The 23,928-nt window shown below is 38.0% G+C and carries 17 protein-coding genes; all 17 read left to right on the top strand.

Annotated elements, in window-relative coordinates:
* Nucleotides 1–26: 26 nt before the first annotated feature.
* Nucleotides 27–1,055: a LacI family DNA-binding transcriptional regulator gene (locus tag MW695_RS01700; protein WP_247102334.1), complete on the top strand. Its 1,029-nt coding sequence runs from the start codon at nt 27–29 to the stop codon at nt 1,053–1,055.
* Nucleotides 1,056–1,275: 220 nt separating this feature from the next.
* Nucleotides 1,276–2,505, top strand: coding sequence for an ABC transporter substrate-binding protein (locus MW695_RS01705; RefSeq protein WP_247102336.1), 1,230 nt, complete (start codon nt 1,276–1,278; stop codon nt 2,503–2,505).
* A 54-nt stretch (nt 2,506–2,559) separates the two neighbouring features.
* Complete coding sequence (locus tag MW695_RS01710; RefSeq protein ID WP_247102339.1) at nt 2,560–4,557, top strand: glycoside hydrolase family 31 protein; 1,998 nt, start codon at nt 2,560–2,562, stop codon at nt 4,555–4,557.
* 36 nt (nt 4,558–4,593) lie between these two features.
* Complete coding sequence (locus MW695_RS01715; protein ID WP_247102342.1) at nt 4,594–5,478, top strand: carbohydrate ABC transporter permease; 885 nt, start codon at nt 4,594–4,596, stop codon at nt 5,476–5,478.
* A 2-nt stretch (nt 5,479–5,480) separates the two neighbouring features.
* Nucleotides 5,481–6,299, top strand: coding sequence for a carbohydrate ABC transporter permease (locus tag MW695_RS01720; RefSeq protein WP_247102345.1), 819 nt, complete (start codon nt 5,481–5,483; stop codon nt 6,297–6,299).
* A gap of 348 nt (nt 6,300–6,647) precedes the next feature.
* Nucleotides 6,648–8,591, top strand: a complete 1,944-nt coding sequence (locus MW695_RS01725; protein WP_247102348.1) for a BglG family transcription antiterminator — start codon at nt 6,648–6,650, stop codon at nt 8,589–8,591.
* 5 nt (nt 8,592–8,596) lie between these two features.
* The gene (locus MW695_RS01730) at nt 8,597–9,040 is read left to right on the top strand and encodes a PTS sugar transporter subunit IIA (RefSeq protein ID WP_247102356.1); all 444 of its coding nucleotides are present in this window, start codon (nt 8,597–8,599) and stop codon (nt 9,038–9,040) included.
* A complete protein-coding gene (locus MW695_RS01735) occupies nt 9,037–10,029 on the top strand; it encodes a 6-phosphofructokinase (RefSeq protein WP_247102359.1) in 993 nt (330 codons plus the stop codon). Before MW695_RS01730 ends, MW695_RS01735 begins: the two co-directional genes overlap by 4 nt.
* 14 nt (nt 10,030–10,043) lie before the next feature.
* Entirely contained in the window at nt 10,044–10,334 is a 291-nt protein-coding gene (locus MW695_RS01740; protein WP_247102361.1) for a PTS sugar transporter subunit IIB, read from the top strand.
* A 17-nt stretch (nt 10,335–10,351) separates the two neighbouring features.
* Entirely contained in the window at nt 10,352–11,635 is a 1,284-nt protein-coding gene (locus MW695_RS01745; protein ID WP_247102362.1) for a PTS sugar transporter subunit IIC, read from the top strand.
* A 14-nt stretch (nt 11,636–11,649) separates the two neighbouring features.
* Nucleotides 11,650–12,036, top strand: coding sequence for a hypothetical protein (locus tag MW695_RS01750; protein ID WP_247102364.1), 387 nt, complete (start codon nt 11,650–11,652; stop codon nt 12,034–12,036).
* 13 nt (nt 12,037–12,049) lie between these two features.
* On the top strand, nt 12,050–12,892 hold the full coding sequence (locus MW695_RS01755) for a class II fructose-bisphosphate aldolase (RefSeq protein WP_247102366.1): 843 nt from the start codon (nt 12,050–12,052) through the stop codon (nt 12,890–12,892).
* 481 nt (nt 12,893–13,373) lie between these two features.
* Nucleotides 13,374–14,528: a response regulator gene (locus tag MW695_RS01760; protein ID WP_247102370.1), complete on the top strand. Its 1,155-nt coding sequence runs from the start codon at nt 13,374–13,376 to the stop codon at nt 14,526–14,528.
* A 696-nt stretch (nt 14,529–15,224) separates the two neighbouring features.
* The gene (locus MW695_RS01765) at nt 15,225–19,694 is read left to right on the top strand and encodes an Ig-like domain-containing protein (RefSeq protein ID WP_247102372.1); all 4,470 of its coding nucleotides are present in this window, start codon (nt 15,225–15,227) and stop codon (nt 19,692–19,694) included.
* A gap of 571 nt (nt 19,695–20,265) precedes the next feature.
* Nucleotides 20,266–22,344, top strand: coding sequence for a BglG family transcription antiterminator (locus MW695_RS01770; protein ID WP_247102374.1), 2,079 nt, complete (start codon nt 20,266–20,268; stop codon nt 22,342–22,344).
* Nucleotides 22,341–22,637 carry a PTS sugar transporter subunit IIB gene (locus MW695_RS01775; RefSeq protein WP_247102376.1) on the top strand — a complete coding sequence of 99 codons (297 nt, stop codon included), beginning with the start codon at nt 22,341–22,343 and terminating at the stop codon, nt 22,635–22,637. Before MW695_RS01770 ends, MW695_RS01775 begins: the two co-directional genes overlap by 4 nt.
* Nucleotides 22,634–23,893, top strand: a complete 1,260-nt coding sequence (locus MW695_RS01780) for a PTS ascorbate transporter subunit IIC (RefSeq protein ID WP_247102378.1) — start codon at nt 22,634–22,636, stop codon at nt 23,891–23,893. The genes MW695_RS01775 and MW695_RS01780 overlap by 4 nt, the downstream gene beginning before the upstream one ends.
* Nucleotides 23,894–23,928: the final 35 nt, after the last annotated feature.

Consider the following 23,928-nt stretch of genomic DNA (forward strand, 5'->3'; position numbering starts at 1 on the left):
ATTAACGAAGAAATGGTGACATATGTATGAAGGTGACAGCAAAAACAATTGCAGAAGAATTGAATCTTTCACTTGCGACGGTGGATCGTGTTTTTCATAACAGAGGTGGAGTAAGTCCTAAAACAGTTAGAAAGGTTTTAGATAAAGCGAAGGAGCTTAATTACACTCCTAATAAGTCAGCAAGGTTTCTTTCCAAGAAAAGAAATCTACGAATTGCATTTGTCTTTCCAAAATATCCTGAATACTTTTGGAGGGAAATTGAGGCTGGTATTAATAGTACTCTTGAAGATATTCAAGACTATGGATTTAATATAGAACTATTTAAAGTACCTTATAAGTTAAAAGATCAGCTGGAAGTAGTAGAACAGATTATACGTTCAAAATCGTATCAAGGTTTAGTGATTTGTCCAACTGATGATGCTCCACTTACAGATTGCTTACGAGCAGCAGTTGGAAAAGGCTTTCCTGTCTATACGTTCAACAATGATTCACCATTAAGTCAAAGGTTATCTTATGTTGGAGCAGATTACTATGATGCGGGTCGATTGGCTGGTGAATTATTACATCGATTCACAAATGAATCGAAGAGAATGGCAGTGGTCATTGATGAGGCGGATACGTTTCAAATGAAAGAGAAGAAGCGAGGGTTTGAAGAATTTATTATCAACCTAAATCATGTAACCTCGGTAAACATTCTTAAGATTGATAATCGACAGTTAGAACAATCGATTCACTCATTTAAGAATTTGTTTCAAGAAATTGATGCAGTCTATGTAGCCTGTGGTGCACTAGCGGAAGTTTCAGAGCAAATAGCTGACTTGCAGCTTTCGCAGAAGCTGGTATTAATCGGACATGATATGAGTGATGCAATTTATCATTATTTGCAAGAAGATGTGATTACGGCAACGATTTGTCAAAATCCACAATATCAAGGTAGCATAGCTGTTAAAACAGCCTTTAATCATTTGATGATGGAGAAGCCTATCGAAAAAAAAGAAAACATAGTGAAATTAGAAATCGTCACAAAAGGGAATTCTAAATATTATATTTATTAATCCCTTTTGTATAAACTAAATGAGGCACGTGCCTCATTTAGTTTATACAAAATAGCAGGGTTTTCAATCAAAAATGAGGTACGGACCTCATCATTAGATTTAATTTTTAAGGGGGGGTGATGTGATTTTTAACATTAAGATGTTTAACGTTAAAAAGTGCATTCAATTTTAGGTTAAAGGACGGGTTCTTAATAAAAAGTTAGAATGGAGCGTGGTTTAAATGAGAAGAAACGTAGTGATCGTAATGAGCATGTTTATGATGATGTTCATGTCGGCTTGTGGAGGAACTAATAATCAAGAAACGGATGGTCAATCTTCAAACGATCAATCAGAAGTTTTAATTTGGCATTATTACACCGGTTCGGCTGATATTCTCGAAGAATTAATAGAGGAATACAACGAATTACAAGAAGATGTCATCATTAGAGGAGAGTATGTTCCTTTTAATGAGATGAGTAGGCAGCTGTCTGTTGGTACAGCAGGTGATACTCTTCCAGATATGATCATTGCTGATACAGTCAATAACGCTGCGCTTGCCTCAATGGGAATCTTAGAGGATCTAACAGATCGATTGGAAGCTTGGGGTCAAGAGGAGAATTTTCTAGCTGGACCAATGAATTCAGCCATTTATGAGGAGCAATATTATGGATTACCTATTACAACGAATGCCCTTGGGTTGTTCTACAATAAGACATTGTTTGAAGAAGCAGGGATAAGCGACCCTCCTACAACATGGGATGAGCTAGAAGAAATGGCTGACCAGCTGACGACTTCAAATGTAAAGGGGTTTGGGCTTTCTGCAGTTAGGTCAGAAGAATCTACGTTTCAATTCTATCCATTTCTACATTCGGCAGGAGGAGATTATCGAAACCTAGATTCACCTGAGGCAAATAAAGCTCTATCATTCATTAAGAATTTATTAGATCAAGGCTATATGAGTCAAGATGTATTGACGGCGACTCAAGATGATCTGACTAGAATGTTTATTGCAGAGAATTTAGCGATGATGGTGAATGGCCCATGGATGATTGATCGAGTAAATGAAAGCGGTATCGAATATGGGATTACGTATATTCCTATGGATGAGGTCTATGCTTCAGTTACCGGAGGAGATAATATTGCGATCACATCGAATGGTGACGTCGACTCAGCTTGGGGTTTTGCGACGTGGCTATTAGAACGTGAACAAAATGAACGATTTGCAATGGGTACGGGATACTATCCAACACGTGCAGATGTATTAGAAGAAGCAGATTATTGGCAAAATGAAGACCTTGTAAAAGAGTTTGTTCCAATTATGGAAGTAGCAGAACCACGTGGGCCTTCAGCTGATTGGCCGAATGTCTCTGAAGCGATTCAACTTGCGATTCAGGAGGCATTAACTGGTTCGAAATCAGTGGAAGAAGCTCTTTCTGATGCCGCAGTCAAAATTGCAGAAATAGAAGAATAAGTGACATTTTTACTAATAAACGAATGGATATAGGAAGAATAGGAGTGGAGATAGATGAGTGTATTTCGTATAGATGGAAATAGATTGATTCGTGAATTTGATAGTGAACAATTGTGGATTGAGCCATGGGGAGATCATAGCTTACGGGTTCGTTCAACCTATTTAGCGACTATGAGTGAAGAGGATTGGGCGTTATTGCCTCAATCTGATTCTGATGTTGAAATCAATATTGAAAAGGAACAGGCTTATATTAAAAATGGGAAAATCCAAGCGAAAATAACCAATTCAGGAAAGGTGATATTTTACAATCAAGAAAATAAAGTGCTTTTGCAAGAATTTGTTCGTAACCGTAAGAACATTAAAGAATTCTGTAGTGCACTAAAAATTGATGCTCGAGAATTTAAGTCAAATTTGGGAGGAGGCTTTCAATTAACGCAACGCTTTGAATCCAACCCAAATGAAAAGCTGTATGGTATGGGACAGTATCAACAGCCAATTTTGGATTTGAAAAATTGTACGTTAGAATTAGCGCAACGAAATTCTCAGGCGAGTATTCCTTTTGCGCTTTCAAGTGAAGGCTACGGCTTTCTTTGGAATAACCCTGCAATTGGCCAAGTGACCTTTGGAAAGAATATAACAGAATGGGTAGCAAAGTCGACTGAGCAGCTTGATTATTGGATTACAGCTGGTGATACACCTGCTGAAATAGAGGAATCTTATGCAGGTGTGACGGGTACTGTACCGATGATGCCTGATTATGGAATGGGTTTCTGGCAATGTAAACTCCGTTATCAGACGCAAGAAGAGCTGTTAGAGGTTGCGCGTGAGTATAAGAGAAGAGAGCTACCGATTGATGTGATCGTTATTGATTATTTCCATTGGCCGAAGCAAGGAGATTTCCGCTTTGACCCGGAATATTGGCCAAACCCAGAGGCAATGATTGAGGAATTAGATGAAATGGGTATTAAACTTATGGTTTCGATATGGCCAACTGTCGATAAGAAAAGCGAGAATTACGAGGAGATGCTTCAAAAAGGCTATTTAACGAGAACAGAGAAAGGTATTCGAATTACCCATGATTTCCTTGGTAACACTCTATATTTCGATTCGACACACCCTGGAGCTAGGAAGTATGTGTGGGAGAAGGCGAAAAAGAACTATTATGATAAAGGAGTTGAAATCTTCTGGTTGGATGAAGCGGAGCCAGAATATAATGTCTATGATTTTGAAAACTATCGCTATCATATAGGGCCCAATGCTCAAGTAGGGAATATTTATCCGATGATGTTCTCTAAAGCATTTTACGATGGAATGAAGGAGGCTGGACAGGAAAAGATAGTAAACTTAGTTCGTTGTGCGTGGGCTGGTAGTCAAAGATACGGGGCTCTAGTTTGGTCTGGTGATATTGATTCGAGCTTTGAATCTCTAAAAAGTCAATTTACGATTGGTTTAAATATGGGCTTAGCTGGCATTCCTTGGTGGACGACAGATATCGGTGGATTCCATGGCGGAGATCCGAATGATCCTGATTTTAGAGAATGCATGATTCGTTGGTTCCAGTATGGAGCGTTTTGTCCGGTGTTCCGATTACATGGAGATCGTGAACCTCATTCTGAGCCATTGGGAACAAGTGGTGGTGGCTTATGTCCGAGTGGTGCTGATAACGAGGTTTGGAGTTATGGGGAGAAGGCCTATAGCATTTTCAAAAGATATATGCTGATGCGAGAGCGATTACGTCCATATATTACAACGTTAATGCAGGAAGCACACGAGAAAGGAACACCGCTTATGAGACCATTGTTCTATGATTTTCCAAGTGATTCTGAGTCATGGAACGTGGAAGATGCGTACATGTTTGGGCCCGAGTTATTAATAGCTCCTGTTATGAATCATGGAGAGAGAACTCGTCGAGTATACTTGCCTGAAGGTGCTGAGTGGACAGACGCTCACTCTGGTGTGAAGCATGAGGGTGGACAATTCATTGAATGTGAGGCTCCAATTGAAAATATACCTGTATTTATCAAAGATGATGCCGACATTGCTCTTTTTTAGTAGCGTCTAGGTTGAAATGAGAGGAGGCACCTTACGATGAAAAAAATGAAGTCGTTGGAGGGATATTTATTTGTCTTTCCTGCTGTCTTATTCATGTTGATTTTGATTGGTTATCCGCTTCTATATAACATGATACTAAGCTTTCAAAATATAGATTTGAGTAATCTATCAAATGGCGATAGAAGCTTCGTTGGATTCGATAATTACCGAAGTTTAGCTGATAATGAGGCATTTGGAATTTCGGTTTCAAATACATTGATCTATACGTTTGGAAGTGTGTTTGTACAAGTATTTGTTGGGTTTTTCCTAGCGATGTTTTTTAGTATGAAATTCAAGCTTGCGGGTATTCTACGAGGATTAATGATGATTAGTTGGTTAATTCCTATGACTGTTACTGCATTATTGTTTAAATTCATGATGGGCTCAAGTGAAGGCATTATGAATCAAATGTTGTTGAGCATTAACTTAATTGATCATCCGATTGGTTGGTTATCGGATCCGCAAGTAGCTTTATGGAGTGTGATCATTGCTAACATTTGGGTAGGGATTCCGTTTAATATGCTGTTGCTTTCGACGGGGCTCAGTAGTTTACCGCAAGATGTGTATGAAAGTGCCAGTCTTGATGGTGCGAATTGGTTCCATAAGCTGTATTATATTACTCTGCCCTTATTACGACCAGTGATTATGGTGGTATTAATGCTTGGTTTTATTTATACGTTTAAAGTTTTTGATATTGTCTATGTCATGACAGGAGGCGGCCCGGTTAATTCAACGGAAGTTCTTTCGACTCTTGCATTCCGCTATTCTTTTACTGACTTTGACTTTAGCCTTGGAGCAGCGACTGCAAACATCCTTTTCCTAATCCTGTTTGCGATAAGCTTGGTTTACTTACGAATGATTAGGAAAGACGAGGTGATCTAAGAATGAGTAGACGAAAAAATTGGACGTTAAGCATTATTGGCATCATAATTGTGACGGTTTTCTTATTTCCTGTTTACTGGATGGTGATAACAGCTTTTAAAACACAAACGGAAATCTCGCAATCGCCTCCAACATTTTTCCCGAATGATATTCAGTTTGATAGTTTTATTCAGCTACTTCAAGGAGAAGTAGGACAATATTTCCTAAATAGTGTAATCATTTCTGGTTCAGCTACGATGTTAGTATTAGTATTGGCTGTTCCTTCTGCTTACGGCTTAGCTAGATTTAACATTAAAGGGGTAAAATCGATTTTGCTGATCTATCTAGTGACACAAATGTTACCAGCGACGGTTGTATTAACACCTCTTTTTATCGTATTTAATAACTTTAATTTATTAAATACGTATATCGCACCCGTACTTGCAACAGCGACTTTAGGCGTTCCGTTTTCCGTTCTACTATTAAGGACGTTCTTTGTTGGTATCCCGAAAGAATTGGAAGAAGCAGCGAAGATTGATGGATGTAGCCGGCTACGAGCATTTCTTCAAGTGATTATTCCCGTATCTCTACCGAGTATTCTCGTATGTGGGGCTATCTCTTTTTTCTTTGCTTGGGGTGATTTAATCTTTAGTATTACGTTTAACCGTAATCAAGATTTATGGCCATTAACTGCGGGGGTGTTTAATGCGGTTGGACGCTATGGGATTGAATGGAATAGTTTAATGGCTTTCGCTACTATTTCAGTCCTACCAGTCATTGTGATCTTCGTCCTGCTTCAGAAGCAGTTAGTGGAAGGCTTAGTAAGCGGTTCAGTTAAGTAAATAGCTTTAAAAAGTGAAATCACACACCAGATTATTGTATTTTTTTAGTGCCCTTTAAGCAATGGTGTGGCAGCCGTAAACTCTTAGTTCAACTTGAGAGAAAGAATAATTCATGTAACCTACTAAACTAGCGTATTACTTCTACGAGTTTGGTAGGTTTTTCTGTGCGGTGCTCATGAGAAGATTAACAGTAATAGATTGAAAATTCATAGCATCACTCAGCATATGAAGGTAAAATCAAACTGTTCGATAGATTGAACCCCTCTTTCCGCTATAGCGGAAAAAGAGTAACTTAAACAATTGTAAGCGCTCGCATAAACTTGAACTAGAAAGGAGCAAGGGAAGCAAATGAACCTACTGAATAAAAGAGAGGTGGAAATTCTTCATTTGTTACGAAATAGTAACGGGTATCAAACAGGTGAAAGTATAGCCTTACTATTAGAAGTTTCGTCAAGAACGATTCGTAATGATATTAAACAGTTAAATGTAACGTTAGAGGAACATGGTGCCATTGTTGTTTCACGTAAACGATTGGGTTATGAGCTTGAAATTAATAAGGACGATCTTTTTGAACCGTTTTATGAGAAATATGTATCAAAAGGATTACATGTAGCTGGAAACAGCTCAACATCAACTGGAAGCAACGTAGAAGAAGAAATTATTAGAAAATTGCTAATGAATTGTCTCAATGATACGAGCATCACTCAAGAAGAGTTAGCGGAGTCTCTATTTATTAGTCTTTCTGCTCTCAAAAGTTATTTGCCATCTATTAAAGAAATAGTAGGGAAATTTAATTTGGAGATTATTTCAGATCGACATGACGGGATGAAAATTACAGGAGAAGAAGATAAGATCAGGTTCTGCCTTTCTGAGTATTTGTTCAATGCAAAAAGTACAGATGTCTATAATGACTTGTTTCCAGAGAATGAAATTGCTTTGTTAAAGGAAATAACGTTACATGCCTTATTAAAACACCATTTGAAATTAACGGATGTCGCCTTAGTCAATTTCATTATTCATATTGACATTACGATTAAACGACTCTTAAACAAGCGAATATTGAACTATAACCTTAAGGCAATTGAACGATTAAAGGATACAAAAGAATTGATCGTCGTTCAAGAAATCATTGATGAAATTCAATCAAAGTTAAACATCAGTCTTCAAACAGAGGTGTTTTATATTACACAGCACCTTTTAGCTAGTAGCAGGTTATCTGGCAGTTCTATGAATACAAAAGAGTACAGACGAATAGAGGATATGCTTCAAGATGTCATCGTTGAAATTAAAAGAAAGACGTCCATTGACTTAAGTGAGGATACGAAACTAAAGGAAGGGCTTATACTCCATCTCAGTGTTGCATTAAAAAGAATCGAATATAAGATGAACATCCGAAATGAAGTTCTAAATAGTATTAAAAATAACTACCCACTTGCCTTTCAGCTTGCAGCCATTGCAAGTAACAAAATAAATAAAATGACTAATTTGCGAATTGATGAAAATGAAATCGGCTATATAGCGATTCATTTTGGAGTGGCTTTAGAGAAAAAAGGATTGAATCAGCAAGGAATGAAGAAAGTAATGATTGTATGTGGTTCAGGTATCGCAACAGCGTCGTTAATTAGAGAGAAGATATTAAATTATTATGGTCATCAAGTGAGTGTGATCGAAACCATTAGTTTAGCCGAGTTTAAGGAAGAGATGTTGAATCAGGTCGATATGGTTGTTTCAACCGTACCTATTCCTCATCTCAAATCAGACAAACTTATTATGATTAATCCTATCATCAGCAACAAGGATTTATTAATCATCCAGAATAGGATGAGGAATGAGGCCTCTCACATTGATTGGATAACGTATCGAAATATCTTTAAAGAAGATTTATTTATAAAAAATCTCTCATTACGATCGAGAGACGACGTCCTTGATTATGTTACTACATTAATGGAAGAAAAAAATTATATTGATAGGCAAACGAAAGAGTCGATCTATGAAAGAGAAAATATGGCTTCTACAGAGCTTGGCAACCTTTTAGCAATTCCTCATCCTCTAGATAATAATATGGCGAATACAGCTATTGCGGTTTGTATTTTAAATAAACCGATAACGTGGGATAAAGAAAAAGTCCAAGTAATCATTGTACTGAGTGTTTCTAAAAAGGAGCAAAGAAGATGGGAAGTCCTCTTCAAACAACTCTATCGATTTTTAATAGAAGACTTAGGAATTGCAAAACTAATATCAGAGTATCATTATCATGACTTTTTAAGAAAGCTAGCAAAGTATAAGGAGTAAATCGTATGAATGAAACTTATTTCACTGAAAAAAATGTTCAATTTAATGTTGATGCTCTTGATTGGAAAGATGCTATTCATAAGGGTGTCGCGTTATTGAAAAGAAACGGGTTCGTGAATGAAAAGTATGCAGATGAGGTCATTAACAATGTGAAGGAGTATGGTCCTTATATTGTTATTTCACCAGGGATTGCTATTCCGCATACTAGGCCAGAGAACGGTGCTTTAGGAGTGGGGGTTAGTCTTATTACGTTAAAAGAACCGATTTATTTCAAAACCTTAGAAACGCCAGTTAAAGTGCTCATTAGCTTCTCCGCAACAGATAACGAAACACATTTGGAGATCATTAAAGTCATCGTGAAAATTGTGGAGAATGGTCTCATCGATCATATCTCATCCATTAATTCGATAGAAGGGTTAAATCATTTAATTGGAGGAGGGACGCAATGAAAAAAGTAGCGATTATTACAAGTGGCGGTGATGGAGCGGGAATTAACTCAACCATTGAAATGATTTCAAGGAGCAGGTCTATCGATTTATATGGGTTCAATGGTGGATATGACGGAATTCTCCATGATGCACCTGTCCACTTAACTCGAGAATATTGCGAGAATCGTTCTTTAGATGGGGTTCATCTAATTAGAACATCTAGAAGTAAGCTCCCTTATACAAAAGAGGGTAGAGATCAGTTACATCGCAAGCTACATGCAGATGGGTATGAATGTTTAATTGTGTGTGGAGGGAATGGCTCCCAGCAAGCAGCACACTTACTAAATTCAGAAGGCACAAATACGATATTTATCCCAATGACCGTTGACAATGACGTTAATGGAAGCGATTACAGTGTTGGATTTGACACCGCATTAAATCGAGTACTAGATGTGTTGTTTGGATTACATGATACGGCATCAAACATGCCAGGAAGGATATTCTTAGTAGAAGTTCTAGGAGGTCATTCCGGACATCTTGCGCTAGAGAGTGCAGTAGCAGGTGCATGTGATTTAGCAATCATACCGGAATTCTCGACAGATAGGCATGTGATTAGTGCGCTTGTTGAAGAGAGAATGGAACATAAACAATCCTTTATGATCATGTGCTCTGAGTCTGCCTATGAAAGTAAGGATTACCAATCTGGAAATCAAGGAGTGTCTTTTCAAATTGCCGATGCTATTGAAGAAAGGACAGGGATTAGAGTGAGAAAGTCGATCATGGGCTTTTATATACGTGCTGGAAAGCCATCTTTCAAAGATGCGCTAGTTGCGTCCCGAATAGGTGCAGTTGCGACAGAATGTATTCTAGACGAACGGCTTGGTGTCATGATTGGTGTCAAAGGAGATAAGGTGCGGCCATTAAACTTACAAGATGTTATCACACAAAATAAAACGTTAGATCATCGGCTATTAGATCTTGCGAAGAAAAACAAAATTGTTATTCATTAAAGGAGGTGAAATCTATGTTAAACATATTAGTCGTCTGTGGAGCTGGGTTAGGAAGTAGCTTTGCTTGCCAAATGAGTGTGGAATCGGTTCTTCAAGAGCTAGGAGTAAGTGCATCAGTAGACCATTCAGACATATCGTCAGCTGGTGGTTCAAGAGCTGATATTATTATTTCTGGTAAGAATTTCGAATCGCAGTTTAGTAGGTATGATTTACCGATGGATCTTATTTTTCTTGACCGATTGGTTGATAAAAATGAGATTAAAGAAAAATTAGTTCCCGTCTTAGAAGCTAAAGGAGAGTTATAACTAAGGGAGGGTAATCGATGTTTATTATTGATTTTATTGTCGAAAGTATTTTGACCCAGGCTTCGATCACGATTGCTTTGATCGCATTTATTGGGTTAATGCTACAGAGAAAAGCCTTTGGTGAGGTGATGTCAGGTAGCTTTAAGACCATGCTTGGATTTTTAGTACTATCTGCAGGTGCTTCCATTATTGTTGGTTCACTCGTTTATTTTGGGGAAATATTCTCTGAAGGGTTTGGTATGCAAGGTATAGTCCCATCCATTGAGGCTATAAACGGTCAAGCGATGAATGATTTAGGACTTGGAAACCAAATTGCTCTAACCTTTTTAGCAATTTTTGTATTCAACATTATCTTTGCTCGCTTGACGAGATGGAAATATATATTTTTAACAGGCCAAGCGATATTGTGGATGGCGACGATGACTACTGTATTTGGTAGTGTTGCTGGTTTAACGGGGATATCTCTCATTATTGTTGGTGGGATCGTTGGTGGATTCTTTGCGGTAGCGATGCCTGCTATCGCTCAACCGATTGTCAGGAAAATTACGAAATCAGATGATATTGCGTTAGGGCACTTTTGTACGATTGGATACATTTTTGCGGCGGGAGTATCAAAAGTGGTTGGTAAAGGTTCTAAGTCTACTGAGGATATTAAGTTTCCTAAAGGACTTGGCTTTCTATCAGATACGTATCTATCCGTTGCGGTTGTCATGATCCCGTTATATGTTATTACTGCTATTTTTGCAGGAGCAACATTTGGTTCGGAGTTCTCTGGAGATATTAATTATCTCGTCTATGCTTTCTTACAAGCCGTCCAATTTGTTGTTGGTGTTTATGTACTATTGTCTGGAGTTAGGTTGCTGTTAGCAGAAATTGTCCCAGCGTTTAGAGGGATTGCTTTAAAGGTAGTTCCAGATGCAAAACCAGCTTTAGATTGCCCTGTATTATTCCCATATGCACCTAATGCTGTAACAGCCGGCTTTATCACGACGACGATAGGAACGGTTATTGCCATGTTTGTTCTTCCTTGGTTTGGGTTGGCAATGATTTTACCAGGAATGTTAACAAACTTCTTCGCTGGGGGAACGGCTGGTATATTCATGAATGCGGTAGGTGGACGAAGAGGAGTTCTAATTGGTGGGATTGCTCATGGGTTCTTTATTACTTTACTTCCGGCACTTCTAGTTCCACATTTTAATAGCTTTGGCTTTGTTAATTCAACGGCAACCGATGTAGATACTGTAAGTGCAGCATTATTTTATCAATGGTTACTGAGCCCAATCTTGAATTTGTTTAGTTAGGGAGGGGGAGTAGAATGTTTTTCTTCAAGTCTAAAAAAAAGGCTGTAAAAGATTCAGAAGATACTTCAGTGACGGTCAATAAAAACCAACTCAATAATGAGATAGACGTACTTGTGTTACAACTTCCCAAAGCGGAGGGGAGCGAACGAATTGATTTATTAAATAGGATCGGTAGCCTGTATTTTGAATTAGACAATTTCGATCAATCGATTATGCACTATGAAATGAGTATTTCAGAGAATCAAACATTAGGAAAGGCTTATACGGACCTAATTAAACTCTATAATCTAAAAAGAAAAGAGGCATCCTCTAAAAAGGATCATGATTCGGTTCAATTCTATTTGAATAAATCTGATGAACTAATGAAGTTAACGAAAAATTCGATTCGAGAAAGAATGTAGAAAGGGGTACATGATGCTACAGAACTTAAAACAATTGTTTGAAGATAACGAGGGGAAAAGAGCGATTGGGGCATTTAATGTTCATTGTTTGGAAATGTTACCTGCGATGTTAGAAGGTGCAAAAGACTTGGAGGCCCCTATTATACTGCAAACATCGTTAGGAACAGCAGAATATATTGGCTTTGATTTGCTTGTATCTAGTATAGAAACATTAGTAGAACGATTAGATGTTGATGTATGCCTGCATATGGATCATTGTAAAGATATAGAAGCTCTCAAGAAAGCGATTGATTCTGGTTATACGTCTGTTATGTATGATGGTTCAAGTTTACCTTTAGATGAAAACATAAAGAACACTAAGTTTGTCGTCGAGTATGCACATGCGAATGATGCTTCCGTTGAAGGAGAGGTTGGAACGATCGGTGGTGCTGAGGAAGGAGTGGTCGTCTCGGAAGAAGATGCTATCTATACCGACCCTGCCGATGCTTACAAATTTGTAAGAGAAACAGGAGTTGATGCTATTGCAGTTGCGATTGGTACGACTCATGGCCAATATAAATCAAAAGCCAAAATTAACTTCGAATTGCTTGAGAAACTATCTTCAAATTTGAAAGGTGTTGGATTAGTCCTTCATGGAGGAACTGGTGTATCAGATGAAGATATGAGAAGGTGTGTAGCAAACGGAATGAAAAAAGTAAATGTTGGAACAGAACTGAATAAATCCTATATTGAGGAAGTTAATAAAACCTTTTCTACAGCAACTCCATTAACTTCCCTGAGAAAACTTCTATTACCTGCCAATAATAGAATAAAGGATATCGTGATGGAAAAGACTGAACTGTTCCAACTGAAATAAAACCTATTTGTATACATTATTATAAAGAGATTAGAGAGAATAGTAAACGATTTTGTTTAAAGTTGTACGAAATGAGCTATTGTCCGTTCATAAGAGAAAGCTAGTAATAGAGGCAGGTCTACTTAGATTTTATGAGTAGGCCTGCGATTCGTTTTGTCGAAGTCGTTGTGAAGTTCAGCAGAGCTAAGGCGATCTAATAATAAGATCATCATATGACGCCATTTACGAGCGTTGTATTAGCAGGATGAGTTGAAATAGAGGCAGGAGGAACCGCTCAGAGCGGAAATCAGGCAGGATGGAGTGAATAAAGGAATGAGGAAACCATATGCGTATAGAAGGAAACGTCAAACTGAAATCATACATTATAAAAATCGAACTAGACGGACCAAATGAATGTGGAAGACGTTTCTAATTAATTTGTTTATAATGGAAGCATCTTATTCAAAAGTAATCGAATCCAAGTTTAAAAAGGATGATTTCATTGTATAAAGCGATATTAATAGATGATGAGAAGCTTTCTCTAGAACGATTGAAGAAGTTAATACAGGATGTAAGTGATACAGTTGATGTGATAGGGGAGTATGTGAGTCCATTAGTTGCATTGGAGGATATTCAATATCAAACTCCTGATATCATTTTTCTTGATATCCATATGTCCGAAATGAATGGATTAGAATTTGCTAGTCGTATTCAAGAGAAGTATTCAAATATTCATATTGTATTTGTAACAGGGTATGATAGCTATGCAATAGAAGCTTTTGAATTATTTGTTTTGGACTACTTGCTAAAACCGATTCATCCAGAACGGCTGAAAAAAACATTGGAGCGGTTAGGATTACCCCATAAACGCTATGACTGGAACAGTCGAAAAAGCGAAATCTATATTTCCTGTTTTCAAGAAATCACATTTTATAAGGATAAAGATGAAGAAATCACCATTAAATGGCGTACGAAAAAAACGCTAGAGCTGTTTGCGTATTTGCTTCATCATCGAAATAAGTTTGTTGCAAAGGATACGTTGATTGAGTTACTGTGGTCCGATTTTCCGGTAAAGCAAAGCTATCAGCAACTTTATACAGCCATTTACCATTGTCGTAACGCATTAATAAAAGCGAATGTCGGCGATATCATGATTAAAAGTGTAAATAAAATGAATGCTGGCTACATATTAGAAACAGGTGAATCGATTACATTAGAAACGGATGAATGGGACTTCTGGATAAATCGTTTTTCCTCTCTTACTCATACTGATTTACCACAATATAAAAAAATGTTTGATCAATATAAAGGGGATTACTATGGATCTTATTACTTTCACTGGGCATCGGATGAAATCGAAAGTAGAAGACAGCAATGGTTACAACTTGCGAGATTACTAGCTGATTATTATTTGCAACAACAACGCGTCCAGGAAGCTATTGAGATTTATTATACTGTACAACAAAGATGTCCCTACATAGAAGATAGTTATGTTGAGCTAATGAAGCTGCATGCCATGTTGCAACAACATATAGCGGTAGAAAACCAATACCATAAGCTAAAAGCAACATTGAGAAGAGAATTTGAAATTGAGCCAAACGAAGAAATAAGGAAATGGTATGACCAATGGAAGTTAAACAAAGTTCGAATTAGATGAGTCAATCCTTCTTTATGATTGATTACCTAATAAATGATTAGAATTATAGCTTGTTTTCGGTAAACAAAATGAATGGGAGTGTGTTATTTTGTCGTGTATTTGGAAGAAGAGATTTATCCTTTCTTCCGAATACGGATTTAGTATCACCATCTCTACCCATCTGATAACTATATTAACCCCGTATGTTTTATCATAATCAATTAGACAAAATCTCCATTTATCTAGAATCTCCTTTTGCTATTTTATATCTACTTAATTTCTAATTTTTTTAAATATGATAATTAATTTCCTGGAAAGAAGAAAAGACATTCATTTTAAAAAATCATATTTTTCCTTTATCGGTCTATTTGTTTATGTATAGTTTATGTATAGTTTTAGAATGTATAATACAAGTGATTATTATGATTTTTTTCCTATTATTGTAATAGGTGAATTATGAAGAAAGGTGGGAATCTATTACATACTGAATGACTCATATAGGAACTATTAACGGGTATATCTGAAATGAAAGTATGTTAGACACAGGAAGGGGATGTGTAGACATCTTCCAGCCAAACATTACGAATAGTATTGTAACAAGTTGATTGACGAAGGAGAGAATATGTTTCTGAAAAATTCACAAGATGCAGATTTCTTTTCTACTTAATTATGTTCATATTTTTATCTGAATAAATATAAAAAAGGAGTTGATATATGATGAAGGTTTATAAAACGGAAAGCATCTGGAAGCGTTGTTCTGCCATTATGCTTTCTTTGACTCTTATTTTAGGTAGTTTTGCGACAGCAGGAGTCCCTACTACGGTAATGGCAACCGAAGAGTCTCATAACACATATAGAGGTCCAGGTGGGGTAAATGGCGCTTCTTTATGGCTAAAAGCAAGTGATGAAGCAGAAGTCGCTGACGGTAAGGTTGACACTTGGACAGATTTAACGACTGGAAAAGTGTTTTCAACGGATGAAACTTATAACGGTGTAACATATGATGATCGTATTGCTAACTTTAATCCTGCTGTGATATTTAACGGTGGAAAGATGGATGGCGACGAAGATAGTTTTATGAATGTAAAGGAAAGCTTCGCTGTTGCCAAGCACAATAATGGCGGTGCGCTATTTGCAACAAAACCGAATGCTGCTAACCTCCAAGGGTTCTTTAGAAGCAGTACGGTTCAATTTATTAACCATGGAGGAGTTGGAGGTGTAGGGGGTGCACGAACATTATCAACTCCTAACGAAAAATATGAAGATTTCTTAAGGTTACTTTCCGTATCGTCTCCAATGGCAAGGGCTTGGGAAAACGGAGTAGCAGGCCCTGGAAATAGTGGTTTCACTGATAACGGAAGTGCTTTTGAGTTGAAATTAGGTGTTGCCAACAATAATTCTCAATGGTTAAACGGGCACATTGCTGAACTGATTGTATTTGATGATGCTAGAGAGCTTACGGTTGATGAACATAAGAGAATCAATAGTTATTTGTCGCTAAAATATGGTATTACTCTTAAAGACGATAATGGGAACCCTACTGATTACATTGCGAGTGATGGTACTACTACAATGTGGACAGCGTCTGATAATGACGACTATGGTTATCGGATTACAGGAATAGGTCGTGATGATGACAGTGCACTAAAACAGAAGCAGTCAAAATCAGTTGATTTGGATGCCAATGTAACAATTGCATTAGGTGATTCGATAGCTACAACCAACGTAACTAATTCCAGTGAAATAACAGTCGATAAAACGTTCTTTACATTTAGCGATGATGACGGTAGCAAGGAATATCAGCAAAGTACAATTGAGGAACCAGAAACAGGACATCACCTGAAGAAAATGAAGCGTGTGTACAAAGTCGAAGCGAGCAACGAATGGTTTAGCAATGACAGCACATTAGTGACATTTAAGTTGGACGTTGATGAGGATCCTAATGCACCAGTCTACAATTACTATTTGCTTACAAGTGAAGACGGTGTGAACTTTAATCATCCTACTGTTGAAAATCAATTAAATAGTGAATATGAAATTACTGTTGAAAGCAGTAGTTTGGAATATTTCACATTTGCAAAAGTATACAAAGAAGATTTAAAAGAACTATTGGATGACCTCCCTGACCTTGACGAGAATGATTACACAACGAATAGTTGGCAAGACTATGAAGATGCATTAGACCAGGCAGAGGATGTGTTAGCAAAGGGAACATCTTCACAGCAAGCAGTAGACGAAGCGTTAGAAGCCTTGCAAAAAGCAATCGAAGACTTAACCTTGAGAATTGACATTACGGAGCCTGACGAAGAAACGGTTTTTATAGCACGTCCTGAAATTAAAGGTACAGTAGCATTAGGTTCAGAAGTTACTGCGGAAATACAAGATCGAGATGGTAATATTGTGAATAATCCAGAAGTAACAATAGAAACGGATGGTACGTGGAGATTTACACCGGATATTGATCTTGATGACGGTGAATACGTTATAGTAGTAACAGCAGAAAAAGGTGGGAAATCAAATAGTACATCGAAGGAATTAACGATTGATGCTGCGTTGCCTACGGTTAATATCAATGATCCAGGCACAGATCCGGTCGATGATGCAACGCCAACGTTCACAGGAACGGCAACACCAGGCTCAGAGGTCACAATTGAGCTAGAAGACGAAGAAGGCAACAAAGTAACGGGAACGGTCACAGCGGATGAAGACGGCAACTGGACGTACACGCCAGCCGAACCGCTAGAAAACGGCCCATACGCGATTACGGTCACAGCGGAGAAAGATGGAAAAACATCCGAGCCAGTAACAGGCAGCATCGAAATCGCAGTGATTCCAGAGCCAGAAGTGACGTTAGAGGAACTAGGCACTGATCCAATTGATGATGCAACGCCAACGTTCACAGGAACGGTAACACCAGGCTCAGAGGTCACAATTGAGCTGGAAGACGAAGAAGGCAACAAAGTAACGGGAACGGTCACAGCGGATGAAGACGGCAACTGGACGTACACGCCAGCCGAACCGCTAGAAAACGGCCCATACGCGATTACGGTCACAGCGGAGAAAGATGGAAAAACATCTGAACCAGCAACAGGCAGCATCGAAATCGCAGTCATTCCAGAGCCAGAAGTGACGTTAGAGGAGCTTGAAGAAGGTCCAATCGATGATGCAACACCAACGTTCACAGGAACGGCAACACCAGGCTCAGAGGTCACAATTGAGCTGGAAGATAGTGAAGGCAACAAAGTAACGGGAACGGTCACAGCGGATGAAGACGGCAACTGGACATACACACCAGCCGAACCGCTAGAAAACGGCCGATACGATATTACGGTCACAGCGGAGAAAGATGGAAAAACATCCGAGCCAGCGACAGGCAGCATCGAAATTGCAGTGGTTCCTGAGCCAGAAGTAACGGTTGATGAACCAAACGAACCGATTGACACAACAACACCGACGATTACGGGAACAGCAACAGCAGGATCAACGGTAACAATCGAGTTAACAGACAGCCAAGGCAATAAGGTGACAGGAACTGTTACGGCCGATGAAGAAGGAAATTGGTCATTTGCACCAGCAGAACCTTTAGAGAATGGCACATATGCCATTACGGTCACTGCTGAGCTTAACGGTAAAATTTCTCCAATTATGGCTGGTGAGCTTACGATTGACACAGTTGATAAATCACCACTAAAAGCGGAAATCGACTTAAGTGAAAATCTGGATGAAGAAAACTACTCAACAGACAGCTGGGAAGCATATCAAACCGCATTAACATTTGCGAACTCTGTTTTTAATAATCCAGAAGCAACACAACAAGAAATAGACGATGCTCAAGAAGCCTTAAAAGAAGCACGTGATAACTTAACGGTAGACAAGTCTGCATTACAAGCTAAAACAGATGAGTCTGAAGGTTTAGTAGGATCACATTACAGTCAAGATAGCTGGGCTGACTATCAAGAGGCTTTGGAAAAGGCAGAAGTCGTTTTAGCTGATCCAGAGGCAACTCAAACGGAAGTGGATAACGAATTAGCGAAGCTAATCGAAGCTTATAACCGTTTGACGGTTGACAAAGCGGCACTTCAAGAGCGTGTGAATGAGTCAGAATCGTTAACATCTACTGATTACAGTCAAGACAGCTGGAAAGCTTATGAAGAAGCGTTAGAAAAAGCTGAAGAAATTTTGTCTAATCCAAATGCAACACAGGACGAAGTGAATGGTGCTTACGCTACATTAGTAGAAGCATATCTTGGTTTAACGGTGTATAAACAACCGCTAGAACAAGAAGTAGCATTTGCTGAGCGATTAGTAGCTACTCACTATAGTGAGGAAAGCTGGAACGCCTATCAAAAAGCATTAGAAAAGGCAGAAGCCGTTTTAGCTAATCCAGAAGCAACTCAAGCTGAAGTGGATGCAGTACTTGATTCATTAGTGGAGGCTTACACGAACTTAACTGTTACGAAGGAAGCTTTAGTAGAACGAGTGAAAGATGCCGATAAGCTTAAGGGAAGTGAGTACAGTGGCTCAAGCTGGAAAGCGTACGAAGCAGCATTAAAGGCAGCAAAAGAAGTACTTGATAATCCAAATGCGACTCAAGAAGAAGTGAACGCTGCGTATGCGAAGTTACTTGAAGCGTACAATGGTTTAACGGTTGATAAGGAACCATTACAGAAGCTAGTAGACGAAGCGGACGAGCTAAACGCTTCAGATTACAGTGCAGCAAGCTGGGCTAATTATCAAAAAGCATTGAAACAAGCAGAAGCGGTTCTAAATGACCCAAATGCAACGCAATCTGATATTGCAAAAGCACTACAAGCTGTAACAACAGCAAAAGAAGCGTTAACTGTTGATAAGCAACGATTAGAGGATGAGTACGATGCTTCTAAACGTTTAAATGAAAAGGATTATGAACAGCCTAGCTGGAGAGCTTATCAAGAAGCACTAAACTATGCTAAAACAGTTCTTGATGATCCAAATGCGACTCAGTCTGAAGTGGATGCCGAATTAAAAGCACTAATAGATGCACGAGAAGCATTAAAAGAAATATCTAAAGATGGAGTTAGTGAAGAAAGTGGATTGCCAGATACGGCAACGAACGTATTTAATTGGATGATCGTAGGAGCTGCATTACTCCTGATCGGAATCATCACTCTTCTTATACAAAAAAGAAGAAAACAAATTATGTCCTAACTAACACACTGACGCCAAAGGCTCATAAGTAGCTTTTGGCGTCAGTTATTTTATGTTCTTCTAATAGGAACCCATCGTTCGATATTGGTAACGTCTCCTTGTATATATTCAGGAATATCTCCTAATTCATAACTGGAGGTAGGGAACCATACTGTCAGACACGCTCCAAAGTTTATCGTCAGTTACTTGAAAGGCCGCCCATGCTTTTCCAAAATAGCCGGAATACCACAATTAGACAAATGACGGTTACTTCACCCGGTTGGCACGCTTGGGATTCAATCAGTCCTACGGTCAATAACACGGTGCAAAAAGGTATGGAAGACGTCAGTAACCTCGCAACTAAAACCACAATGCCACCAGTCCTTTCCACCTCGATTCCTTATAATATACAAGCCTTATATCGACAGAAGGAGGATAGCAATCATATTCAGTTGAGTGAGGTTGAGTCTGGGCGGATAAGGGATAATTCGGTAATACATCCACCAGTTCTCAACATTCCGGTATTAACTATATTGTGGTATGTTTATGGGGAGAATAGATTCCATCAAGAAATTTTATAGAGGAGAGAGCCATGTTAACCATAAGACAACGTGAGATTTTAAACGAACTAATCATTAACAATAATTATATATCAATGAAAACATTCACTGATCATTATAATTTGTCGTTAAGAAGTATTCGTCAAGACTTAATTATATTAGAAGAATGGTTACTTCAATTGAATATCGAGTTAGATCGTGATAGAAAGCATGGGGCAAGGTTGGTTCTTTCCGATAAAGAGCAGGCAAGCATCATGGCTCACTTAGAGACAGAACCTATTTTTCTAAAAGCACAAGACCGTAAAATGCATATGATCCTTATGATCTTGAATGGTGATATAGAATTAACCACTTTCGAGAAAAAATTTGATGTTAGTCATAATACTCTTCAGAAAGATATAAGTGAATTAAAGCGCTTTGTTTCAGACTATCATTTATCAATACATAGAGAACAAAAGAAAATCGAATTTATTGGTGAGGAAGTTTATATTCGTCACCTGTTTATTGATACGCTATTAGAATTATTTGATGAAGCGAAAATGATGGATTTGTTTATTACTACTAATTCAAATGAAATGGAGATTGAATTAATATTTAATCGTTATTTCGCTTATATTGAACCAAAAGAAATCATCCATTTATTAGGAATGATTGAAAGAAAATTAGATGTGGAATATACAGATAGCAGCCTTTATTATCTTTTTATTGTTACACTCGCACAATCGTCCAGAATCTTTCATGGGAAGTTTCTACCGAGTCTATGGTTAGAGTCAAAAGAAAATTTATTAGATGCTCCTGAGTATAAAGCGATTGAAGAAGTTATTAAGCATAGTAGTAGTATGAATAAAGTTCCGTATATAAACAAAACTGTTGAAGTAGCATTTACGACCATGTACTTTATAAGTTCTAAAAAGGGGTATGAAGATATTAAAGGAGACTATCAGCTTTATAAATTAGCAGAACGTCTAGTCCTTACATTTGAAGAAAAAGTGAATGTAAGGCTCTCTAAAAGACATAAAATTATTGAAGGCTTAGCACTTCATTTAAAACCTGCAATTCATCGAATGAAATACGGACTCAAAATCGAAAATTATTTATTAGAAGAATTAAAAAAAGATTATCAAGAATACTTTCAAGTGGTCAATGATATCCTGACAGCTGAGTTTAGTGAGATTTTTTATGCTATTGATGAGGATGAGATTGGCTTCATTTTGATTCATCTATGTAGCGGATTGGATAATCGTTTACCTACACCTAAAAAAAGGGTAGCCATTGTATGTAGTTCTGGTATGGGAACGTCATCTTTATTGGAAAGTTCAATAAGAAAAAAATTTCCACAGGCTACGGTTCATGGGGTTTATTCTTTGAATGATGTTAAAACGCTGACCAAAGCTAATACGGATTTAATCCTTTCAACGGTTTCATTAAGGAACACGGAGATCCCTTGGTTGAAAGTGAGTCCCTTTTTAAACCGATTAGAAACATCAAAAATTGAAAAATTATTAGGTATTTCTAGAATAGAAGAAGATGAAGTTGATGTTATAAATAAAGTGAAGAATGTTTATGATCTAGTTAAGCAACATAGCAAGATTGAAAATGAGTCCGAATTATTTCGTGCTCTTTATCGTTATTTTAAAGGAGCCTATTCAAATTCGGGGAGTATCACGTCACTTTCGGATTTGTCCTGTATTTTGTTGAAGCAAGAAAGGGCATCATGGGAAGGTGTCATTAAGGAATTAAATGATAGGCTTGTTAATTTGAAAAGAACAACGCCAACCTATGCTGATGAATTAATTAAATATGTTACAAATAAAGATCATCATTTTTTAATTGCTGATGGAATTGTTTTTCCACATTTAATGAGTGATCATGTACTCGATAGTGGATTTAGTATGATGACATGTGATCCACCAATAGCATTTGGTCCGAATAGAGATAAAGTGTGGTGGGTCATTTTATTAGCTGCAACAAATCCCAATGACCACCTTCCAGCTGTAGAATTATTAATTGAAGTGGTTAATAACCCAAATCTCATTAACCAGTTACAACAAGCTAATCGAGAAGAAGAAGTCTGGCGATGGATACAAGAAAGGGAGGGACAAGAGATATGAAGCGCGTTTTAGTTGTGTGTTCAGGGGGATTAGGTACAAGCCTTATTCTAAAAATCGAATTGGAAAAGCTCTTTAATGAATGGGATGTTCTAGTCTATATAGAACAGTCAGATGTCAGTGCTGTCGGCTTTTCTGAAGCAGAAATAATTATTGGTGCTAAGCAAATCATTGAGTCGATTGCTCCACTGCCTAATGTTGAAATGATTCCACTTGCACACATAGCGGATACGACTCATATTCGCCAATCCTTGTTAGAAAACAAAGTCATAACCAGCTGGGTGGAAAACAAATGAATGTGACAGAATTAATTAATAGAGGTCTATTTGGGGAACCAGCTTTTTTGCTTGGGATGGTTGCATTTATTGGGCTGATATTAATTAGAGCTGATTTTCATGCAGTCATAAGTGGTACGGTGAAAACGATGGTCGGCTATATCTTACTTCAAGTGGGAGCAACTGCAGCAGGAGCTTCGCTATCTAATCTCACATTAATGATTCAAGAAGGGTTTCGGGTAATTGGAATCATTCCACATAACGAAGCCATCACAGCGCTCGTCCAAGTCAACTACGGTCAAGAGGTTGCAATCATGATGTTAATAGGTATGACAGGACACCTACTAATTGCAAGATTTACGCCTATAAAGTATATATTTCTTTCTGGTCATCATATTTTATTCATGTCCTCCGTTATAGCAAGTGTCTTAGTTGCATCCGTTTTAAATACAACATTGAATTATTTAATTGGGGGTCTCATACTCGCCTTGACATTATCTCTTGCGCCTGCGATCTCCCAACCGTTTGTTAAACAGGTGGTAGGTCATCAAAATTTTGCAATTGCACATTTTAATAGTGTCGGTTATGTACTGGCAGGGTTCATTGCGCGCTTTTTTAAGCCTCCCAAAGGCCCCTTACAACTTCCGGCATCACTAAGAAAAATAGAACCTTTAATGCATGATCACATTTTAATGATTAGTTTTTTTTCTTTTAACCTTTTTTTCGTTTCAAGTCTATTTGTCGGACCTGAAGCTGTTTCTAATTTATTTTCAGGGAGAAATTTTTTCGTTTTTTCTATTATACAGGCCATGTGGTTTTCAGCAGGGATGTATGTCATTTTAACGGGTGTTCGGATGATGTTAGCAGAAATCGTACCAGCTTTTAAAGGAATTGCAGAACGTTGGATTCCGAATGCAACGATTGCGCTAGATGCTCCTGTACTATTCACCTATGCACCATATGCCGCAATATTTGGATTTATTATTAGCTTCACTGCTGGTTTGGTATCCATGTTTGTTATGTCAGCTATGCAATTTACGGTAATCATCCCTGGTGTGATTCCTCATTTTTTTGCAGGGGGAGCTGCAGGAGTCATTGCATACAAAATTGGTGGAGGGAGAGGACTAGTAGTTTCCTCAATATTTCACGGAATCCTGATCACGGTTCTCCCGTTATTTCTATTGGGCTTTATGTCGGAACTAGGTTTTATGCGAACGACTTTCGGTGATTCAGACCTTAATATTATAGGTATTTTGTTAGGTTGGCTGCTCCAATAATGGAGCACTTTTTTTTGCCGTTTTAAGTGGCAGGA

It is taken from the genome of Halalkalibacter sp. APA_J-10(15) (assembly GCF_023017105.1).
Taxonomy (GTDB): Bacteria; Bacillota; Bacilli; order Bacillales; family Bacillaceae_D; genus Halalkalibacter.